Here is a 16796-nt window from a genome sequence, read left to right as displayed (position 1 = left end):
GGGGTGTTCCGGCTTCCGGCAGATCGTCTTCACTCCCCCTTTCACGCGGCCAACGGGGAGCGGTCCCACACCGCCCGCGGCCCATCGCCCTCTCACTCGCGCTGGCAGAGCGGGGGCAGCAGGTCGTCGCCAGGCCAGAGGGCCTGCTCGGCCACGAGGGGCGCGAGGAACGTGCCGACCTCGGCCAGGACAGCGGCGCGCTCTGTCGGCCCGTAGGCGATGAACTGGTCGGCCGCGGCGTCGAAGGCGCGCACGTGGCTGTGCGGTCCGGTGCAGATGAGGGCTCGCGCGATCTCGGGCAGTCCGAGGCTGAGGGCGTCGCACTCCCCTGTGCGGACGAGCTGCAGCAGGTCGGTGGTGACGCTCTCCCAGTCGCCGACCGTCGGCCAGCCGGCGCCGCCGTTCAGTTCGTGGGTGAGGGTGGCCAGCGGGATGATCTCTCCTGGCTGGCGTCCCTGGGTGAGGCGGTCGTGGATCTGGGCGCCGTCGGGCTGCCGTACCCGCGGGTGGAGCAGAGAGGCAGCGGCCACCAGGGTGGTGTTGATCTCCCGGGCTCCGGGGCCGGGGTAGTAGAGCTCGTGCGCGAAGACGAGGTAGACGTCCGCGGTGCGGACAGCGTCGTCGGGCTGGGTCTGGGTCATGGGGTGGTATCCCTTCAACGGTGAAGTGCCGGGCGTGCGTCGAGGTGCTGGCTGCTCGGCGCCGGGCGGGTACGGGCCCAACGGCCGCTCGTGCTGGCGGGGCTGGCCCGCATCGGCTGGGGCGTCCTTGGTGTGGGTGCGCTTCAGGGTCTGGGCGACCTGGTCGGCGAGCTGGACCATCAGCCGCTCGCGGGCGATGAGTTGGCCCGAGGCCGAGCGGGTGTCCTGGGTCTGGAGCAGGCCGGCGGCGTCCCACAGCATGTGCTGGCCGATCTCGGCGGGGCGTTGCAGTTCGTAGCGGTCGCTGCTGGTGGAAGCCTGGACGAGGTAGCTGTGCAAGGCGGCAAGGCGCTGCAGGTAGCGGCAGGCGCCGTCGCCTTCGACGCTGCGGACGTGTGCGCGGGCCCGTGCATCCAGCCGTCCCGGAAGGTGCTCGGCGAGCATCGGGGCGAGCACCATTCCCGGCAGCGCAACGTCGGCGGGGACGCTGTGGGCGATGGCGAACAGTCCGGCGATCAGGCTGATGAGGGCGACGGCAGCGGAGGAGAACCGGAGGGATCCGGGGGTGGCCGGAGTCAGGGCGATGCGCCTGGCGGGGCGCCTGGTCAGCCAGCGAAGGGTCAGGCGCTGCGTGCGCGTCGCGGCCGGGGTGAGCACCCCGATCTGATGGGGCTGCTCGGGCAGGGTGCCGTCACCGGGAACGGTCCAGGCGAGCCAGCCCCACCGGGTGCGTTCGTACACCAGCACGGGCTGGCACTCGGCTGAGCACGTGCTGTCGCGGACGTGGCCGGTCCGCAGGGCGCGGGACCGTTCCTCCTCCCACCGGCCCGGGTCGAGGGTGAAGGGGCGCCGGTACTGCGCGGCCGCGGCCGGCGGTGGTGTGCGGAGCGTTTCCGTCACGGGCTGCTTCCTTCCGGTTGGTTGGTCAGGCGGAGGCGCACGTCGTGCAGCGGCCGTCGCCGTCGGGGTGGGCTCGCTTGCGAGTCGGGCCCGGGCAGGTGCGGCACAACGGCCAGCCGAGGCAGGCCGGGCAGAGGTCCTCACCGGGGGCGGTTGCGGGAACGCCGCAGTCGGCGCATTCGACGAGGGCCCGGTAGGTCAGGGCCTCGCTCACGCTGCGAGCGGCGGACGCTGTCGATGGCCGCTCGGTTGACGCCGACGCGAGCGGCTCGTTGCACGGGGGCGCGTCCTGGGGGTCTGCTGCGATGGCGGGCGGCGGGTAGGCCTGGGCGGCGCGGAGCCGGGCGGCGATGATCGCGCCGACCGAGGTACGCACCGGGTGCGGCAGGGGCCGGTCGGTGATGACATGGCGCAGTTGCGCGGGGCTCCAGCCGGCGTCCATCATCGCGGTCGCCACGCGGCTCTGATCGGTCAGCGCCGGCCCGGTCAGCAGCAGTTCAGGACGGCTCGCCCCGATCTCCAGCAGCAGCCGGATCCCCGGATGCATCTCGTCTGCCGGGGGCGGCGGCGCCGGGGACGCTGCCCGGTCCGCGGGGCCCGTTCTTCCGTTCGTGTGTGCGGCGTCGCCGTGATCGCACGGACGGAGGGGGTTGGTGTTCTGCTTGTTGGTCTTCTTAACGATGGTGTTCTTAGTGCCGGGATCAGCCAACACTGGCTCAGCCAATCCTGGATAACCCGACTCTGGTTGTGAGCTGGGGTTTTGCAGGGCAGGCAGGTCGGTGATGAAGTACAGCGCCTGCCCGAGCGTGCCGTCGGCGTTGCGGTCGCGGTCGCGCAGCAGGAATCCCTGCTTCTGCAGTTCCTCCAGGCCGGTGGTCACCGCGTCTACGCGTTCGCGGCCGTGTCGGGTCAGGTTGGCGACGGTGACCTGCCAGCCGTCCCGGTGAGTGCTGATGTAGCCGAAGAGCCCCTTGGCCTTGAAGGAGATCCGGGTGTCGCGGAACAGCGCATTGGCGATCTGGGTGAACTGGTCTCCGGCCATCGCCCCCCGGCGGATCCCCGCGCCGAACCCGGCGTCGCTGCCGGGCTCCTGGCGGGCGGGTGCCGATGCCGGGTCGGTCAGCGGAACGTCCGGGGCGGCAGGGCGGTCGGTGATGCTGTAAGCGATCTCTCCGAGGGTGCCGTTCGGGCGGCGCACGCGATCGCGGACGAGGTAGCCGCACCTCTCCAGCTCGTTCAGCCCTGCCCGCACCGTGTCTCGTCCGTCGGGGCCCAGGGCGACGAGTGCGGCGATGGTCACCCGCCAGGCGTTGCGGTGGGTGCTGATGTAGCCGAAGAGCCCTTTCGCCCTGTACGAGATACGGCTGTCGCGGAACAACCCGTTGGCGATCTGGGTGAACTGGTCAGCCGCCATCACGCCACGGCGGACCCCGGCTCCGAAGCCGCTCATCGCGCTGGCCCTGGCGCACGCCGTGTGCGGTGGCCACTGCAGCGCACCGTGCCCACCGGGGTGGGGCGGCCGGTGGGCACGGGTGCCGAGGCGTACGTGCGTTCCATGCCGTCAGCTCACCCGCCGACCCCGACCAGGCTGACGGCCACCAGCCCCGGCCATCGGTCACGATCGGGCAACGCAGCCCTCTGGCTGCCGTGGTCGGGTTCATGGCCGGGCCGACCACGCGTCTTCAGCCCCGGCGTGCATGTGGTTGCGCAGGCCGATTGCGCAGCCCCGGCCGGGCGGTGCGCAATCGGCCTGCGCAACCGATCGGGGATCGTGCGCAGTCAGGTTGCGGAGAGCTGATGCGCATTCCGCTGCGGCGCCCGACGTCCTCTTGCGCACAGCCGGGTGCCGCGATGCGCAGGCGCCTGCCGCGACCCGGGCGACGTCCGTCTGCGCAACGGCGTACGGGGCCGGCCGCGGTGTGGCATGTGGGCGTCACTGCGCTTGTCGGCCGGGGACGTGTGGCCGACGGGTTGAGCTCCCACCGGCCTACGGCCGACCCGTGGTCGGGCCTGTGGTCGGGCCGACCATGACCCCGACCATGAGCTTCGTATCCCCATCGTGACCGTGGTCGGCCTCTCGTGGTCGGTGGTCGGGTCGGGGTCGCCGGGTTTTCTCAAGGTCAGCAATCACACGTTCTGACCTGGGAGTTTGACCATGTCTCCTGGCAAGCAGGCCTCAGGCAGCGAGGCCGCTGCTCCGATGGCCGCGGGTGTCGCACTGGACCAGATGCGGCGCCGCGTACGCCTTTCGGGCCTGGCCGTCCTGACCTCCATCGCGACCGGCCCCGTCGCCCTGGTCGTCGCTGTCACCTCCACGCCGACCGTCGTCGAGGCGGCCACACCGAACAAGCCCGCCGCCGTGCGCACCACGGCCAACGCCGCCGACCCGGGCGGCTATGCGCAGTTGTTCGTCGGCGCGTGGCTGCGCAGCAGCGCCGACGACGCCACGAGTGCGCAGGCCCGTATTGCGCAGTCGATGGCCCCGGACGTCGAACTGCCCGACCCGGCCGCGGGTGCGCAGTCGAAGCCTCAGTCCGTGACCGCGGTGCGCAGTGCACAGCGCGAGGGCGGCACCTGGTCGGTGACGGTGGCTGCGCAATACGCCGACGGCCGGGTGCGGTACTACGCCGTGCCGCTGGCCGCGGACCGCGCAGGCGCCTCGTTCGCTGTGACCGGTGCGCCCGGCGTGGTGGCCGGACCGGCCCGGGCCGAGGTGCCGACGTCGTCGTACGGCGTGACCGTCCCGGAGGGTGATCTGTCCTCCGCCGTCGGGGAGTTCCTTGCCGCGTATCTGACTGGCGCCGGGGAGGTGAGCCGCTACCTCGCGCCCGGCGTGAAGGTGCCGGCCGTTTCCCCCGCCCCGTACACGACGGTCACGGTGCAGCAGGTCCTCGCCGTCGAGGAGGCGGCGGCCGCCGAACAGGTGCCGGCCGACGGCACCGAGGTCCGCATCCTCGCGCAGGTGGAAGCCCGGGACGAGGGCGGGCGGTGGCCGCTGGCGTACGAGCTCGCTCTCAAGGCCCGCTCGGGCCGGTGGGAAGTCGCAGCGCTTCAGTCCGGGACCGTCCAGGCCGGGGGTGCCCGGTCATGAACACGGTGCACAGCGTGGTGCTCGCCGGGCAGTTGAGCGATCTCGGCGACTCGTGGATCACGATGTTCAAGGACTGGGCGACCAAGGGTCTGCAGGCCGGTCTGGTCTGCCTCGTGGTCGTCATCATGATCCAGAAGTTCTCCTTGAAGGCCGGGATCGGCGCGCTGCTGCTGATGATCATCGCGCTGGGTCTGTACAACTCGCGCAACGACCTGGCGAACATGTTCACCGACGAGGTGAAGAACCCGGCCAAGGGCGCGCCCGCCATGCCCGGCATGGTGCGCAGTACCGATCCCCTCGTCCGTGACCACTCCGCCGGCGCGGGAGGCCGGCTGTGAGCGCGGCCGCCCCGGTGCGGATGGGGCGCTTCTACACCTCCGCCCGCCGCCATCCCTGGGTGCTGGGCAAGGTCGCGGACTGGCGCATCCCCCTCGGCCCCTACACGCCTGCGCAGATCGCGGTCGCCGTCGGCGGCGGCTTCCTTCTGGTCAAGACCATGAGCTGGTGGTCGGGGATGGGCCCGGTGCCGATCGCGGCCTGGGTGCTGGCGATCTGGGCGGTGCGCCGAGCGAAGATCAAGGGCCGCGCTCCGATGCAGGCGGCCCTGGGCTGGGTGCTGCTCGGCTGGCAGCCGCGCGGCGGACGGATCGGCGGCCGGGCCGCCCGCGACCGCGCGCCCCGCGCGCTGCTCGGCGGCTTCACCATCGAGGAGGCGCAGGCGGTCGCTCCCGCCGCGGCCGCCGCACCCGCCCGTGCGCCGCAGCGGCCTGCCGGCCGGACACCGCGCCGGAGCCCCGCAGCACAGCGCCCGTCCGCTCGCCGGCGCCCGGCGCCGGCTGCTCCCGCGGCGCCGGTGCGGCCGGTGTCGGGTCTGCAGGAGCTGCGCGCGCTGGCCGAGCAGGGGGGTGTGCGGTGAGGGTACCGATCCGTCACATCGCCGGGCACCTGGTCTGGTCGACGCACGGCAGCGTGTGGGCCCTCTACCGGCTGCACCCCGGCCCGGATGAGCAGGGCCGCCGCGAGGAGACCGTCCAGGGCACGTACGTGCCGGCCGCGGTCCGCGACGAACAGCTCGCCAAGATCACACACCTGATCCGCTCTCTGTCCGGGTCGCCGCGTCTGTTCGGCATGTGTGCGCAGGTTGATCCGGGTGAGATCGCCCTGCGCATGATCGAGGGCATCGAGCCCGCCGAGACGGCGGACGGCGAAGGCCCGCATCCGTGGGTGGAAAACGTCGAAGCCACTTTGGATCTGCTGGACGGTCAGGAGATGCACCGCCGAACCCTGTGGCTGGCGGTGCCCCTTAAGACCGAGGCAGCCGGCCTGCAGGTGTCCGCGTCGCTCGGCGCGGCGTGGGCGGAGCTGGCTCCGACGTTGGGCATGCGGGCCGCGCCGGTGGCGCGCCGCGAGGTGAGCGCCTACCGCGAGCAGGCCTTGCGGGCGGAGGCCGCCCTCGCCGGCGGCATTGCCTTCCGCCCGGCCCGGCCCGCGGAAATCGTATGGATGATCCAGCACGCCCTGCACCGCGGCCTGGCCGAGCCGCTGCTGGCCCAGGCCGAGACCAGCGATCTGTACCGCGGGCAGATCCGGGAGGGCGTGCTGCGCTCCCCCAGCTACGCCGACCTCGGCCAGGTCCGCCTCCAGGAAGGCGGCATCGACCCCGCACTCGACGACGTCGACGACCTGGGGAGCGCCGGTCAGGTAACGCGGTCGGGCCGCAAGGCCTGGTGGCGGATCAAGACGGCCTCCCCGCTGCGGCGTCGCTGGCTGCAGGTCGAGTCCGACGCCGGAACGGGCTATCAGGCGCAGCTCGCGCTGGCCGAATGCCCGCCCGCCATCAGCCAGGACGCCGCCGACCTGTTCGCACAGCTGGAACTCCTGGACTTCCCCGTCGACTACACCGTCGACCTCACCCTCGTGCCCGCGGAGAAGGCGCGGGATCAGGTGCGGCGCAAGAAGAACGAGCTCATCGACCAGGCCGACCAGTACGACGCCCGCCCCACCGGCATGCCCGCCTCGCTGACCGAGGCCGCCCGTGATCTCGGCGAGCTGGACGCCCGGCTCTCGCGCACCAGCGTCGAGGTCGAGGTGCAGTCGGTGACCGTGCTGACCGTGTGGGGGCCGACCGCCGCGATCTGCGACGCGCGGGCCCGTGCGTTGGCGGCGCTGCTCGGCGGCGCGGACTACCGGGCCGTGCGCCCGGCCGGCCTGCAGGAGGCCCTGTTCACGCTCGGCCTGCCCGGCACGGTGCGGCCCGGTGTCATACGGGAGTTCACCCAGCATCAGGTGTCCGAGGACTGGGCGCTGTCCGGTGCCTTCACCGTGGGCGAGGTCGGCGACCCGAACGGCATGTTCCTCGGCATCGACCTGGACCGCGGCACCACCCGCCCCGTGATGATCAACGTCGCCGATGCGCCGAAGCAGGACGCGAGCGCGTCGATGGGGATCGTCGGGGATCTGGGCGCGGGCAAGAGCGTCCTGGAGAAGCTGATCGCTGAGGCGGTGTGGGCGCGCGGTGGCTGCGCGATCTGCATCGACCGCACCCCGGTACGCGAGTGGGCCACCTTCGCGCGTACGGCCGCGAAGGGCCGCTGCCAGATCATCGACGCCGCCCAGGCCGAGGTGTCGATCGACCCGCTGCGCATGTTCGACGGCCCCGAAGGCCGCCACTACGCCCTGTCCTACCTCACGCTGCAGCTCGGCATCGGCCCGATGAGCACAGGCGGTGAGGTCTTGCACCACGCGGTCGAGCAGGCCGCCGCCGGCGAGCAGCCGTCCATGCACCGTGTGCTGGAGGTGCTCGAGGAGATGGCCACAAGGGAGGCGGGCAAGCGGCAGGACGCGGCCGCCACCCTCGCCGGCCTCATCCGCGTGGTGGCCGGCAACCCGCTCGCGGCAATGGTGTTCGACCCGACGCTGCCGCCGGTCCGGCTGGACGCCTCCAGCGCCTCCGACATGATCGTGATTACGACCACGGGGCTGAAGCTGCCCCCGCAGGCGGCATTCGACAAGCCCGAAGTGCTGCACCAGCAGCCGCTGGAGGCGCTGATCGGCCGCGCGGTGCTCTACCTGATCGCCGCGATCGCCCGCCAGACAGCGTTCGAGGACCCCGAGCGGTTCACCGCGGTGGTCCTGGACGAGTTGTACTGGCTGACCAGCTCTGCCGAGGGCACCGCCCTGGTCCACGAGATCCTCCACGACGGCCGCAAGCACGGCGCCGGCCTGCTCGCCGGATCCCACGACGCCGAAGAACTCGGCCCCGACCGCGGCCTGATGGCCTACCGGGCACTCGCCCGCACCTCGAGCCGCGAACGCGCCCGCCGGGGCCTTGAGTTCGTCGGCCTCGACCCGAACGACCCCGAGCTGCTGCGGCTGGTGACCACCGGCCTGTCCCCCGTCGGTCAGAAAGGCCGCGAGGGCGAGTTCCTGCTGACCTGCCCCCGGCAGAACACCGGCCGCGTCAAGGTCGCCATCCCCGACATCCGGCGCATCAAGTCGTCCATCACCACCACCCCGGGACGCCGCACGAACCCTGCCCCGCACCCGGGTTCAGCCTCTGGGCCGCTCGCCGGTGAGGCCGTCGGTGCCCGTCCGAAGGAACACCTCTGATGACCTCTTCTTCCTGGGACCGCTCCTCCCGGAACGTCGCCGCGGCCACGAGCGTCCTCATGGTGATCGCCGTCGCCGCCGACGTGCTCGTCCTGGCCCTCGGGATGAGCATGCCGGAAGCGTGGTGGCCGCACACCGGGCAGGCCTTCGCCACCGACGCCCACTCCGCGCACCAGGACCCGTGCAACCTGATCGTGGGACCCGCCAAGGCGTACTGCGAGCGCGGCACCAAGAACTCCGCCTCCCGCCAGCACCACGGCGTTGCCGGTGCCGCGTGGCGGCTGGTGACCGCCGGCGCGGGTCTGGGCGCCCTCGTTGTGTGGCGGCGCCGCAGTGCCGCTGGGCAAAGGCGGCGCTGACAATGTGGCGTCCAGACCGCGGCACCCTCCGCTCGGCCGGCTTCGTGGCGCTGCTCACTGGCGTGTTCGTCATGGTCAACAGCCAGGTCGTGTACGCGGCGAGCAGCAACAGTGAGACCGGTGACCTGCTCGCCCCGCTGAACATCACCTCCTCCGAGGGGGTGGCGATCAATGGCTACGAGCTGAACGCCGAAGGCGGCTCCATCGTCAGCTTCAAGACCCAAGCCCTTGCCTTCGCCCTGTCCGGCCTGTTCACGCTGATCCGGCTGCTGGTGGGACTGGCCGGGTGGGCGATCGAGCTGGCCTTCCGGTTCCCGCTGCTGAAGATCCTGATCCGTCCAGCTCAGAAGGTCGCCGACACCTACGACAACGTGGTCGTCGACACCCTCGGCATCAAGGGCCTATTGCTGGCCTGGGCGTTCGTGTTCGCCGGGTTCATGATTGTGCGCGGCCGCGTCGGCCGCGGCCTGGGCGAAATCTTCCTGACCCTGCTGATCGGCGCGTTCGCCGCCTCCGCGTTCGTCCGCCCCGACTACCTGCTCACCCAGAACGGCCCGCTGGGCCAGTCCCAGCAAGTGGCCGCCGAGGTCGCCCAGCGATCCGTCAATTCCTACGACTGGGGCGGCAAGCTCGCCAGCACAGACCCGTGCGCCGGCCTGGCCGGCAACGCCGAACTCAAGTGCCTTCAGCGCGAAGGCGAAGGGCCCGTCTCCGCGGCCGAGGTGGCCCGCCCCATCCAGGACTCGATCACCAACGCGCTGATCGTCAAGCCGTACATGCTGCTGCAGTACGGACGGATCCTCGACCCCGCCAAGACTGCCGACCGCAAGGCCTATGCCATCCATCTGAAGTGGATCACCGGCGGCTACAAGCCGGGCGCGACCACGGACAAGCAGAAGGACGCCTGCCGCCTGGTCCACGGTCCGGGCAAGAAGTACTGCGAGCGCAACGCCGCGGACGTCGTCCGCGGGAGCGACAAGCTGCCGTCCCTCACCCCTGGCGGCGAGTTGCTCGACGCCGCGAGCCCTGTGGTCAGCGAGGAGGACCAGGAGTTCGCCGCGTTCCTCGCCGACCTGAAGAAGGCCGGTCCGGTCGGCAAAGCCTGCGCCGACTACGCCGAGAAGCCCACCTGGTGGCGGGTCGGCGGCGCCGGGCTGCTGCTGGTTGCCGCGCTGTTCATCTGCGGCATGCTGCTGTCCTCCGCGATCGTTCTGCTCGGCACCCAGGGCATCTGCGCCGCCGCCGCGGCCGCCGGCGGCGTCACCTTCGTCGCCGGCATGCTGCCCGGCCCCGCACGCCAGTCGGTGTGGAAGTGGCTGTCCCTGTGGGGCATCGCGATCCTCGCACTGGTCGGGATCTGCGCGTTCGTCCCCTTCTTTGGCATCGCCGTCGACGCCACCATCACCAACGGCCCCGATTTGATGGTGGAGCGGATCCTGCTCATCGACGTGCTGGCCATCGCCGGGGCTGCCGGGCACCGCAGGCTGCTGACCGGCATCACCTCCTTCGGCCGGCGCATGGCCATGCGGATGCGCTACGCCAAGGTCGGCGGCACCCATATGCCCGGCGACACCTCCGAGCTCGGCGCTGCCCTCGCGATGAACTCCCCCGCCGCTCTGGGCGGTTACGGCGGCGGGCTGCGCGCCTTCACCGGCGGGGGTGGCCGGTTCGGGATGCTCGGCACCCGCCAGCGGCTGATGGGCGCTCTCACCTCCTTGGCCGACGGCGCGGGCATGCCGGTGGACACCGGCGGGCTGCTCGCCGACGCCACCGCCGAGGCCGGGCGCGGTCTTGCACCGCTCACCGCGGCGGCGGCCGTGGGCGGGCTGGGAGCGAGGCTCGGCGCGAAGGGGGCCCACTGGCTGCTGATCGGCCGCCGGCCGGACAGGGAGCAGTTGGCCAAGTGGCGCAAGCCCACCGCCGACGGCGACCCGCCGACGGGCGGTCCGTCCAACGGCGGAGATGGCGGTCCAGGCGGTGGGGGGCCGCGCAGGCCCGGCGGGCCGCCCGACCGGTACCGCAACGAGCAGGGTCAGGTCGTCGACCGCAACTCCGGTCAGGTGCTGCACGACCAGAACACCGACCGCACCCTGCTGTCGACGCGCGCCCACAACCGGCTGGTCCGCTTCCGCGGTTACCGCATCCTCAACCGGGGCGGCCGGGCCGCCTACGGGGCGACCGTTGGTCTGCCGGCAGGCGTCCGCCGGGCGCGGTCGGGCGGCTCGCGCTACTCCCAGGACGCCCGCCAGCAGGTGCGGGTGTGGGCCAACACCGTCCGCGAGGACGGCCGGGCCTGGGGCGACTCGGGACGACATGTGTCCCGTGTCCTGAGGGAGAACGCCGACGACCGCGGCGGGCCCGGCCCGTTCCGCAGCCGTCGCCTGCCGACCCGGGCGGCACCGGCCCAGGCCACCGGCCCGGCCGCTCCCCCGCGGCCTGCCAGGTCCGGCGGCCCCGCAGGCCGTACGGGGCCAGCCTCCGCACGGCCCAGCGCGCCGACGTATCCGGGCGGCGGCACCGCGGCACCAGCGCCCGCTCCGGCATCGCCTCCGCGGGTGGGAGGCAGTGCGCCGCGGCCTCCGGCGAGCGGAGCACGGGCCCGGCCGGTTCTTCCCGGAGGTGGGGGCGCGCAAAGTGCCGCGCGCGACGAGGCGCGGGCCCGGATGCAGGAGCTGATGCGACGGACCGCGCCCGACGCCGAGCGGCTGCGCCAGGAGCGGGCACGGCGGCAGCGCGAGGACGGTGAGGGCGAGTGAGGCAGTCCCGGCGCCGCCTGGGGCGGTGGGGGTGTGTGGTGGTGCTGTTGCTGTTCGCCGCCGTGTGCTGCGCCGCCCCCGTATCCAGCGCGATCAGCGCCGTCGTCGCACTGCAGACCGGCGCGACCGACGACGGCGGGATCGCCGAGGGCGGCACGGCCGCGGACATCCCGCCACGCATGCTCACCGCCTACAAGAAGGCCGTCCAGCTGGTGAGCCGGTATGTGCCCAAGTGCCAGGGCATGCGCTGGCCGATCCTCGCCGGCATCGCCAAAGTCGAGTCCAATCACGCCATCGGCCGGAACATCGCCGCAGGCGGGGACATCCGCCCCCGCATCTACGGGGTGCTCCTCAACGGCTCCGGGGCCGGCGGCAACACAACCGTCTTCCCGGACACCGACGGCGGCAAATGGGACGGCACCGCGCAGGGCGAACGGGCAGTCGGCCCCTTCCAGTTCCTGCCCTCTACGTGGGAGGGAATCGGCAAGGACGCGAACGGTGACAAGACCGCCGACCCGCACAACGCCGACGACGCCGCGCTCGGCGCCGCCATCTACCTCTGCGGAGGCGGCCGCGACCTGGCGAAGCGGTCCCAGCTCAAGACGGCGATCCTGCAGTACAACCACTCGAACGCGTACCTCTCCAACGTGCTGGGCTGGATCGACCAGTACACGGCGGCCACCAAGGACCCCGACCTGAAGAACATCTCGGGGAAGGTCCGCACCGTGCTCGAGGCAGCGCTCTCGCAGCGGGGCGTGCCCTACTCCTGGGGCGGCGGCAACGCCAAGGAGCCCAGCAAGGGCTTCTGCTGCTCACCGAGCGGGAAGAGCGGCGCGAACATCACCGGCTTCGACTGCTCGGGGCTGACCCTGTACGCGTACGCCAAGGCCGGCATCCGGCTGCCGCGCACCGCAGCCGCCCAGGCCTCCTCCGGCCAGCGAATCCCCGCCAGCCTCGGCAAGAGCGCACTCAAACCCGGGGACCTCGTCTTCTACGCCTACGCCCCCGGCCGCGATTCCACGATCTACCACGTCGGCATCTACCTCGGCAGCGGACAGATGGTCAACGCCGCCCGCCCCGGCACCGTCGTCCGCCTGGACGCGGTCGACGCAATGTCCGGCTACGCGGGAGGGGCCCGGCTGCTGTGACCACACCTTCGTGCAGGTTCCGAAAAGAGATGACGGTGTCCAAGTGATTTGTCGTCAACTTGTCGGTCGGCGCCCTCTTTTCGGTGGCTTTGACAGCAGTTCGAAGCCCCACTCGTCAACCAGCCACCACCGCGATCATGAACCGGATGTCCTACCGGCCTGCACCCGCGCCGACACGGGCCAGCACCAGGCCGGCCAACTCCTTGGGCGCCAGCTCGCCGTCCAGGAACACCGTGTCGCTGGGCAGGGTGTCGGCCGCGGCCATGCACGGTTTGATCCTGTCCTTGCACCAGCGCCGGACCCGCTCCTCCCGCTCGGGATCATCCGGGGCATGGATCCGACCGTCGATCCGCTTCTCCAAGACCTCTCTGGAGACCTTGAGGAAGAAGTGGTGAACGTCGATGCCTGCGTCCTTCAACACGCCGAAGATCTCACCGATATAGCCGGGGTTGACCAAGGTCATGGGAACCAGGACCGGACGGCGGTACTCCTCGACGAGCCCCACTGCCAAGTCGGCAACCTGTCGCCGCCACAGCCGAAGATCCTGGAAGTCGCTGGTCGGCACCTCCACGATCTCCCGCAGCACATAGCCGACCATCTCCGGGTCATAGACCAGTGCCCCGGGCCAGCGCGGACACAACTCGTCCACCAGCGTGCTCTTCCCGCTGCCGAACGCACCGTTCACCCAGACGATCAACGCGATTCTCCCCACCCCGGTGGCCACGCCCGCGCGTCGGGCCCGGATCAGCATGCCGCGCGGACTAGATGAGGCCAAACACCATTGCCAGATCATGCCCGAAAGATCGCCAAGTGGGGCCGAATCCCACTGCCGCACTGGGTCATCTCTCGTTGTCGAAGGCACCGCAGAGTCCCTGCGCCGCTCGAGAAACAGCGTCGTCCGACAAGCCAGATCGGAACCTACACCTTCGCCACGCTCGGCACGTCTACTGCTGATCACCACCGTGTTACTCGCCGCGGGCGGGGTGCTCCTGCTCGCCATGCCCCACGGTCAGGACCGGCCGGCCTCACCGAAAACCTCGGGCGTGGCCGCGCCGGCGACCCACCACCCAGCTGGCTCGCCCACCGGGCTCCGCGCGAGGCCGTCAACGGCTGGCGCCCCGACGGGTCCGGTCACCGCGTCCGCGCTGCCGCCGCACGGCGAAGGCACCGCCGGTGATCCGGCCATCCAGCAGGCGCTTAAGGACGCCTGGCCCGCGGACCTTCCCACCGGCGACGAGCAGCAGCTCCTGGCGGCTGGCCGCTCCGTGCTGCGCGCGGACGCCACCGGCATCGGTCGCGCCACGTGGCCCACGGTCTTCACCGCTCAAGGCGGGGCAGTGGCTCCGGCGTTCACCCGGTTTCGTATCCAGGCCGCGATCGCCCGCCGCGGCGGCGGACCCGACCGGACTGTGGTGCACCTGGTGTGGGCGGGCGCCGACCGCGGCGGCACCTACACCGACGGCCGCATCACCGACCTCCACTTCACCCGTACGACCTCGACGAAGGGAGCATCCACGTGGACTCCGCAGCCCCGTACCTGACCGACCGGGCCGATGAGACGGCGGCCGGTCAGGTACTCGGCCTGATCACAGGGCTCGTCAACGCCGCCGACTGGCTGTACGACCACTGGTATCTGCTCGCCCTGGCCGTCGCTGTGCCCTGGGGCGTGGGCGAAGCCGTGGTGCGTCGGCTCGCGGCGCGGGCCTCGGCCGAGCGGATGGCCCTGGAGCTCGTACCCAACCGGCACTTCGCTCCGAGCCTGGAGGAAATCTTCCGCCGCGGTGTGCAACTCGCCCGCGCCTCCACGTCCATGCCCTGGTGGGCGCCGCGAAGGTCGAAGGCGGTACAGATCCGGCTGCGCGCCGACGGCTCCAGCCCGCTGTGCTACCGCATCGAAGGGCCTGCCGGGGGCGAACGGCTGCTGTCCATCACCCCGTTCGGACCGAACGTGACCGTCAACCGGGCCCGGCCGATCCTGGATGAGCCCCGGACGCACACCGTGCGCGCCGAGTTCCTCCTGCGCGGCAAACTCACTTCCCCGCTGCGCGAGGTCCCGCTGGACCCCGACCCGCTCCAGCCGCTCGTGGACGCCGTGGCCGACCTGCGCGCCGAGCTCGGCGACCTCGCCGAGATACGGCTCGACATCCAGCGCGCCCCCAAGTGGGCACTGCGGGCCCGCCGCCTGCAGTTGATGAGCGCCGCGCGTCGTTCCGAGCGGCGGGAAGCACAGCGCGCAGCCCGCTGGCTGCGGCAGGACGCCAGCGGGATCGAGGACTCTCTGGGCTGGCAAATGCAACAGCTGCTCAGCAACAAGCCCGCAGGAGGCGCCGGGCGCAGGCTGGTCATGCCGCCGGTGCCGCGCCGGGTCGAGCCGGCCCAGGCGCTGGGCAAGCTCGCCGAGGACGACCACCTCGTACGGGTGCAGCTGCTCGTGATGTGCGCCTCGAACACCGAAGGCCGCGCGCAAGCGCGGCTCGCCCAACTCCAGGCCGCCTTCGACGTGTTCGGCGGCCGCTCCCGGTGGGCCATGCGCGGGTGGCGCCTGGGACCGTGGCGGGTGGGCGCTGACCACTGGCCCACGCGCCGCGGCTTCGAGCGCCGCTGGCAGCTGGGACACTGCCGGCCCCCGCGCGCGAACTGGGTCCGGCTGGAGGAGCTGACCGGCCTGCTCAAGCCCCCCACCACGCATTGCCGGCTACCGCTGCTCGCCGGAGACCTGCCGACCTTCGCCTTCGGTGAGCCGGAGTTGCTGCTGCAGGGCATCTACCGCGGACCGGACGGCCGGGAGCGCCTGGTCGCCACCTACGCGGCGGAGACACTGTTCGAGGTCGGGGTGGGCAAGGCGGGCGGCGGCAAGACGGAGCGGGCCCTGGCGCAGGCGATCGGCTGGGCACACGCCGGTGGCGGGCTGATGTTCCTCGACCCGCACCGCGACTCCTGGCCGCGCGCCACCACGTTCCTGGCGCACGAGACCCTCATGCAGCGGATCGCGCTGATCGACCTCAACGGGCTCGGCGCCTCCCCGCGGGTGAGTTCGTGGAATCCGCTCGGCATGCACCAGCGTCAGGCTGCGTACGAGGTCGTCGAGGCGGTCACCGACGCCTACGCCTCCGCGCTCGGCTGGGATGACGCGAACGCCCCGCGCGCGATCACGATCCTGACCGCCGCGCTGGCCGTCCTGGTGGCGGTCAACGAGGCCGCCTGCCAGGCCGGCCGCCCCGAGGACCAGACCACCATCTTCCACGTGCGGGCGCTGCTCACCGATGCCGCCTTCCGTACGGCGGCCCTCGCCGCGGTGGCGGGCCGGCTGGATGAGGAGACCCGCTCCTGGTGGCAGACGGTGTTCCCCACCTTGCCGGCCGACGCGTTCGCCGTGGTCCTCAACCCGATCGCCCGCCTCGCCGCCAACCCGGTCACCCGTGCGTTCCTCGGTCAGCCGGTCGGCGTCTACAACATCCGCGCGGCGATGGACCGTCGGATGATCGTGTGGGTGTGCCCGGGCGGCAACGGGCCCACCGACCGGCTGCTGACCGCGCTACTCGCCCGTGATCTGCTGCGCGCGGTTCGCTCCCGGCGCGACACCCCCGAGGACCAGCGGGTGCCGTTCCGCCCGTACTTCGATGAGCTGATCACGCTGACCGGTGCGGCCCCGGAGACCATCGCCGCCATGTTCGAGGACTTCCGCAAGTACAAGTGCCAGGTCCACGGCATGACACAGCTGCTGGCCCGCCTGCCCACCGCGGTGCGGCTGTCCTTGGTGCAGAACGCCTCCACGCTGGCCACCACCGCCGGGTCGAAGTCCGCGATCGCGCCGATCACCGCCGAGTGGGGCGACCAGCCCAGCCCCGACCGGGTCGCCACCATGGAACGCTTCGAGCACTACATCTCCCTGAGCGTGCACGGCCGCCGCATCGGGCCGGTGCAGTTGCGCGGCCCCCACCTCGATGAGGTCTTCGCCGCCCAGGCCCGCCCGCGGCAGGTCGACGCACTGGAGCAGGCCGCCCACACGAACGCCGGAGCGCTCCCCCTGGACCAGCTCACCACCCACGCCGCCGGCCAACTCGGCCGCGTCCAGGTCGAGCGGTGGTTCGGCTACCTGGCCCACCAGATGATCCGCCGCGGCGCACACAAGAACATCCAGGCACTGGAGGCCGACATCCGGGCATGGGTCAAAGACTGGAACGAAGACCCCAAGCCGTTCATCTGGACCAAGACAGCCAAAGAAATCCTCGACTCCCTCGCCCGATTCTGCCGACGGATCTCCGGCGCAGGACACTAGTAGGACTCCGTTA

The 16796-nt window shown here is 71.8% G+C and carries 12 protein-coding genes; 9 read left to right on the top strand and 3 right to left on the bottom strand.

Annotated elements, in window-relative coordinates:
- Positions 1–92: 92 nt before the first annotated feature.
- Both ACZ4WS_RS44910 and ACZ4WS_RS44905 read right to left on the bottom strand, forming a co-directional pair.
- Positions 93–1541 carry a hypothetical protein gene (locus ACZ4WS_RS44910; protein WP_467989562.1) on the bottom strand — a complete coding sequence of 483 codons (1449 nt, stop codon included), beginning with the start codon at positions 1539–1541 and terminating at the stop codon, positions 93–95.
- 25 nt (positions 1542–1566) lie between these two features.
- On the bottom strand, positions 1567–2991 hold the full coding sequence (locus ACZ4WS_RS44905) for a hypothetical protein (protein ID WP_467989560.1): 1425 nt from the start codon (positions 2989–2991) through the stop codon (positions 1567–1569).
- Positions 2992–3696: 705 nt separating this feature from the next.
- Here ACZ4WS_RS44905 and ACZ4WS_RS44900 point away from each other — a divergent pair.
- From ACZ4WS_RS44900 to ACZ4WS_RS44870, 7 genes are read left to right on the top strand one after another with little or no spacing between them, the layout of a single operon-like run.
- The gene (locus ACZ4WS_RS44900; RefSeq protein WP_467989558.1) at positions 3697–4632 is read left to right on the top strand and encodes a conjugal transfer protein; all 936 of its coding nucleotides are present in this window, start codon (positions 3697–3699) and stop codon (positions 4630–4632) included.
- Positions 4629–4970 (top strand): hypothetical protein, encoded by a 342-nt coding sequence (locus ACZ4WS_RS44895; protein WP_467989556.1) that lies wholly within the window; start codon positions 4629–4631, stop codon positions 4968–4970. Before ACZ4WS_RS44900 ends, ACZ4WS_RS44895 begins: the two co-directional genes overlap by 4 nt.
- On the top strand, positions 4967–5548 hold the full coding sequence (locus tag ACZ4WS_RS44890; RefSeq protein ID WP_467989554.1) for a hypothetical protein: 582 nt from the start codon (positions 4967–4969) through the stop codon (positions 5546–5548). The genes ACZ4WS_RS44895 and ACZ4WS_RS44890 overlap by 4 nt, the downstream gene beginning before the upstream one ends.
- The gene (locus ACZ4WS_RS44885) at positions 5545–8241 is read left to right on the top strand and encodes an ATP-binding protein (protein ID WP_467989552.1); all 2697 of its coding nucleotides are present in this window, start codon (positions 5545–5547) and stop codon (positions 8239–8241) included. The genes ACZ4WS_RS44890 and ACZ4WS_RS44885 overlap by 4 nt, the downstream gene beginning before the upstream one ends.
- On the top strand, positions 8241–8600 hold the full coding sequence (locus ACZ4WS_RS44880; protein WP_467989550.1) for a hypothetical protein: 360 nt from the start codon (positions 8241–8243) through the stop codon (positions 8598–8600). Before ACZ4WS_RS44885 ends, ACZ4WS_RS44880 begins: the two co-directional genes overlap by 1 nt.
- A 2-nt stretch (positions 8601–8602) precedes the next feature.
- Entirely contained in the window at positions 8603–11356 is a 2754-nt protein-coding gene (locus ACZ4WS_RS44875) for a hypothetical protein (RefSeq protein WP_467989548.1), read from the top strand.
- Positions 11353–12504, top strand: a complete 1152-nt coding sequence (locus ACZ4WS_RS44870) for a C40 family peptidase (protein WP_467989546.1) — start codon at positions 11353–11355, stop codon at positions 12502–12504. The genes ACZ4WS_RS44875 and ACZ4WS_RS44870 overlap by 4 nt, the downstream gene beginning before the upstream one ends.
- A 151-nt stretch (positions 12505–12655) precedes the next feature.
- On the opposite strand, the gene ACZ4WS_RS44865 is transcribed toward ACZ4WS_RS44870, so the two are convergent.
- Positions 12656–13201 carry an AAA family ATPase gene (locus ACZ4WS_RS44865; protein WP_467989624.1) on the bottom strand — a complete coding sequence of 182 codons (546 nt, stop codon included), beginning with the start codon at positions 13199–13201 and terminating at the stop codon, positions 12656–12658.
- A 265-nt stretch (positions 13202–13466) separates the two neighbouring features.
- On the opposite strand from ACZ4WS_RS44865, the gene ACZ4WS_RS44860 reads away from it, so the two are divergent.
- Both ACZ4WS_RS44860 and ACZ4WS_RS44855 read left to right on the top strand, forming a co-directional pair.
- On the top strand, positions 13467–14045 hold the full coding sequence (locus ACZ4WS_RS44860; RefSeq protein WP_467989545.1) for a hypothetical protein: 579 nt from the start codon (positions 13467–13469) through the stop codon (positions 14043–14045).
- Positions 14021–16783: an ATP/GTP-binding protein gene (locus ACZ4WS_RS44855; RefSeq protein WP_467989544.1), complete on the top strand. Its 2763-nt coding sequence runs from the start codon at positions 14021–14023 to the stop codon at positions 16781–16783. Before ACZ4WS_RS44860 ends, ACZ4WS_RS44855 begins: the two co-directional genes overlap by 25 nt.
- The last annotated feature ends 13 nt before the right edge of the window (positions 16784–16796 follow it).

This window comes from Streptomyces sp. NPDC029292 (assembly GCF_055569295.1).
This window is presented reverse-complemented; position numbering and strand designations above follow the sequence as displayed.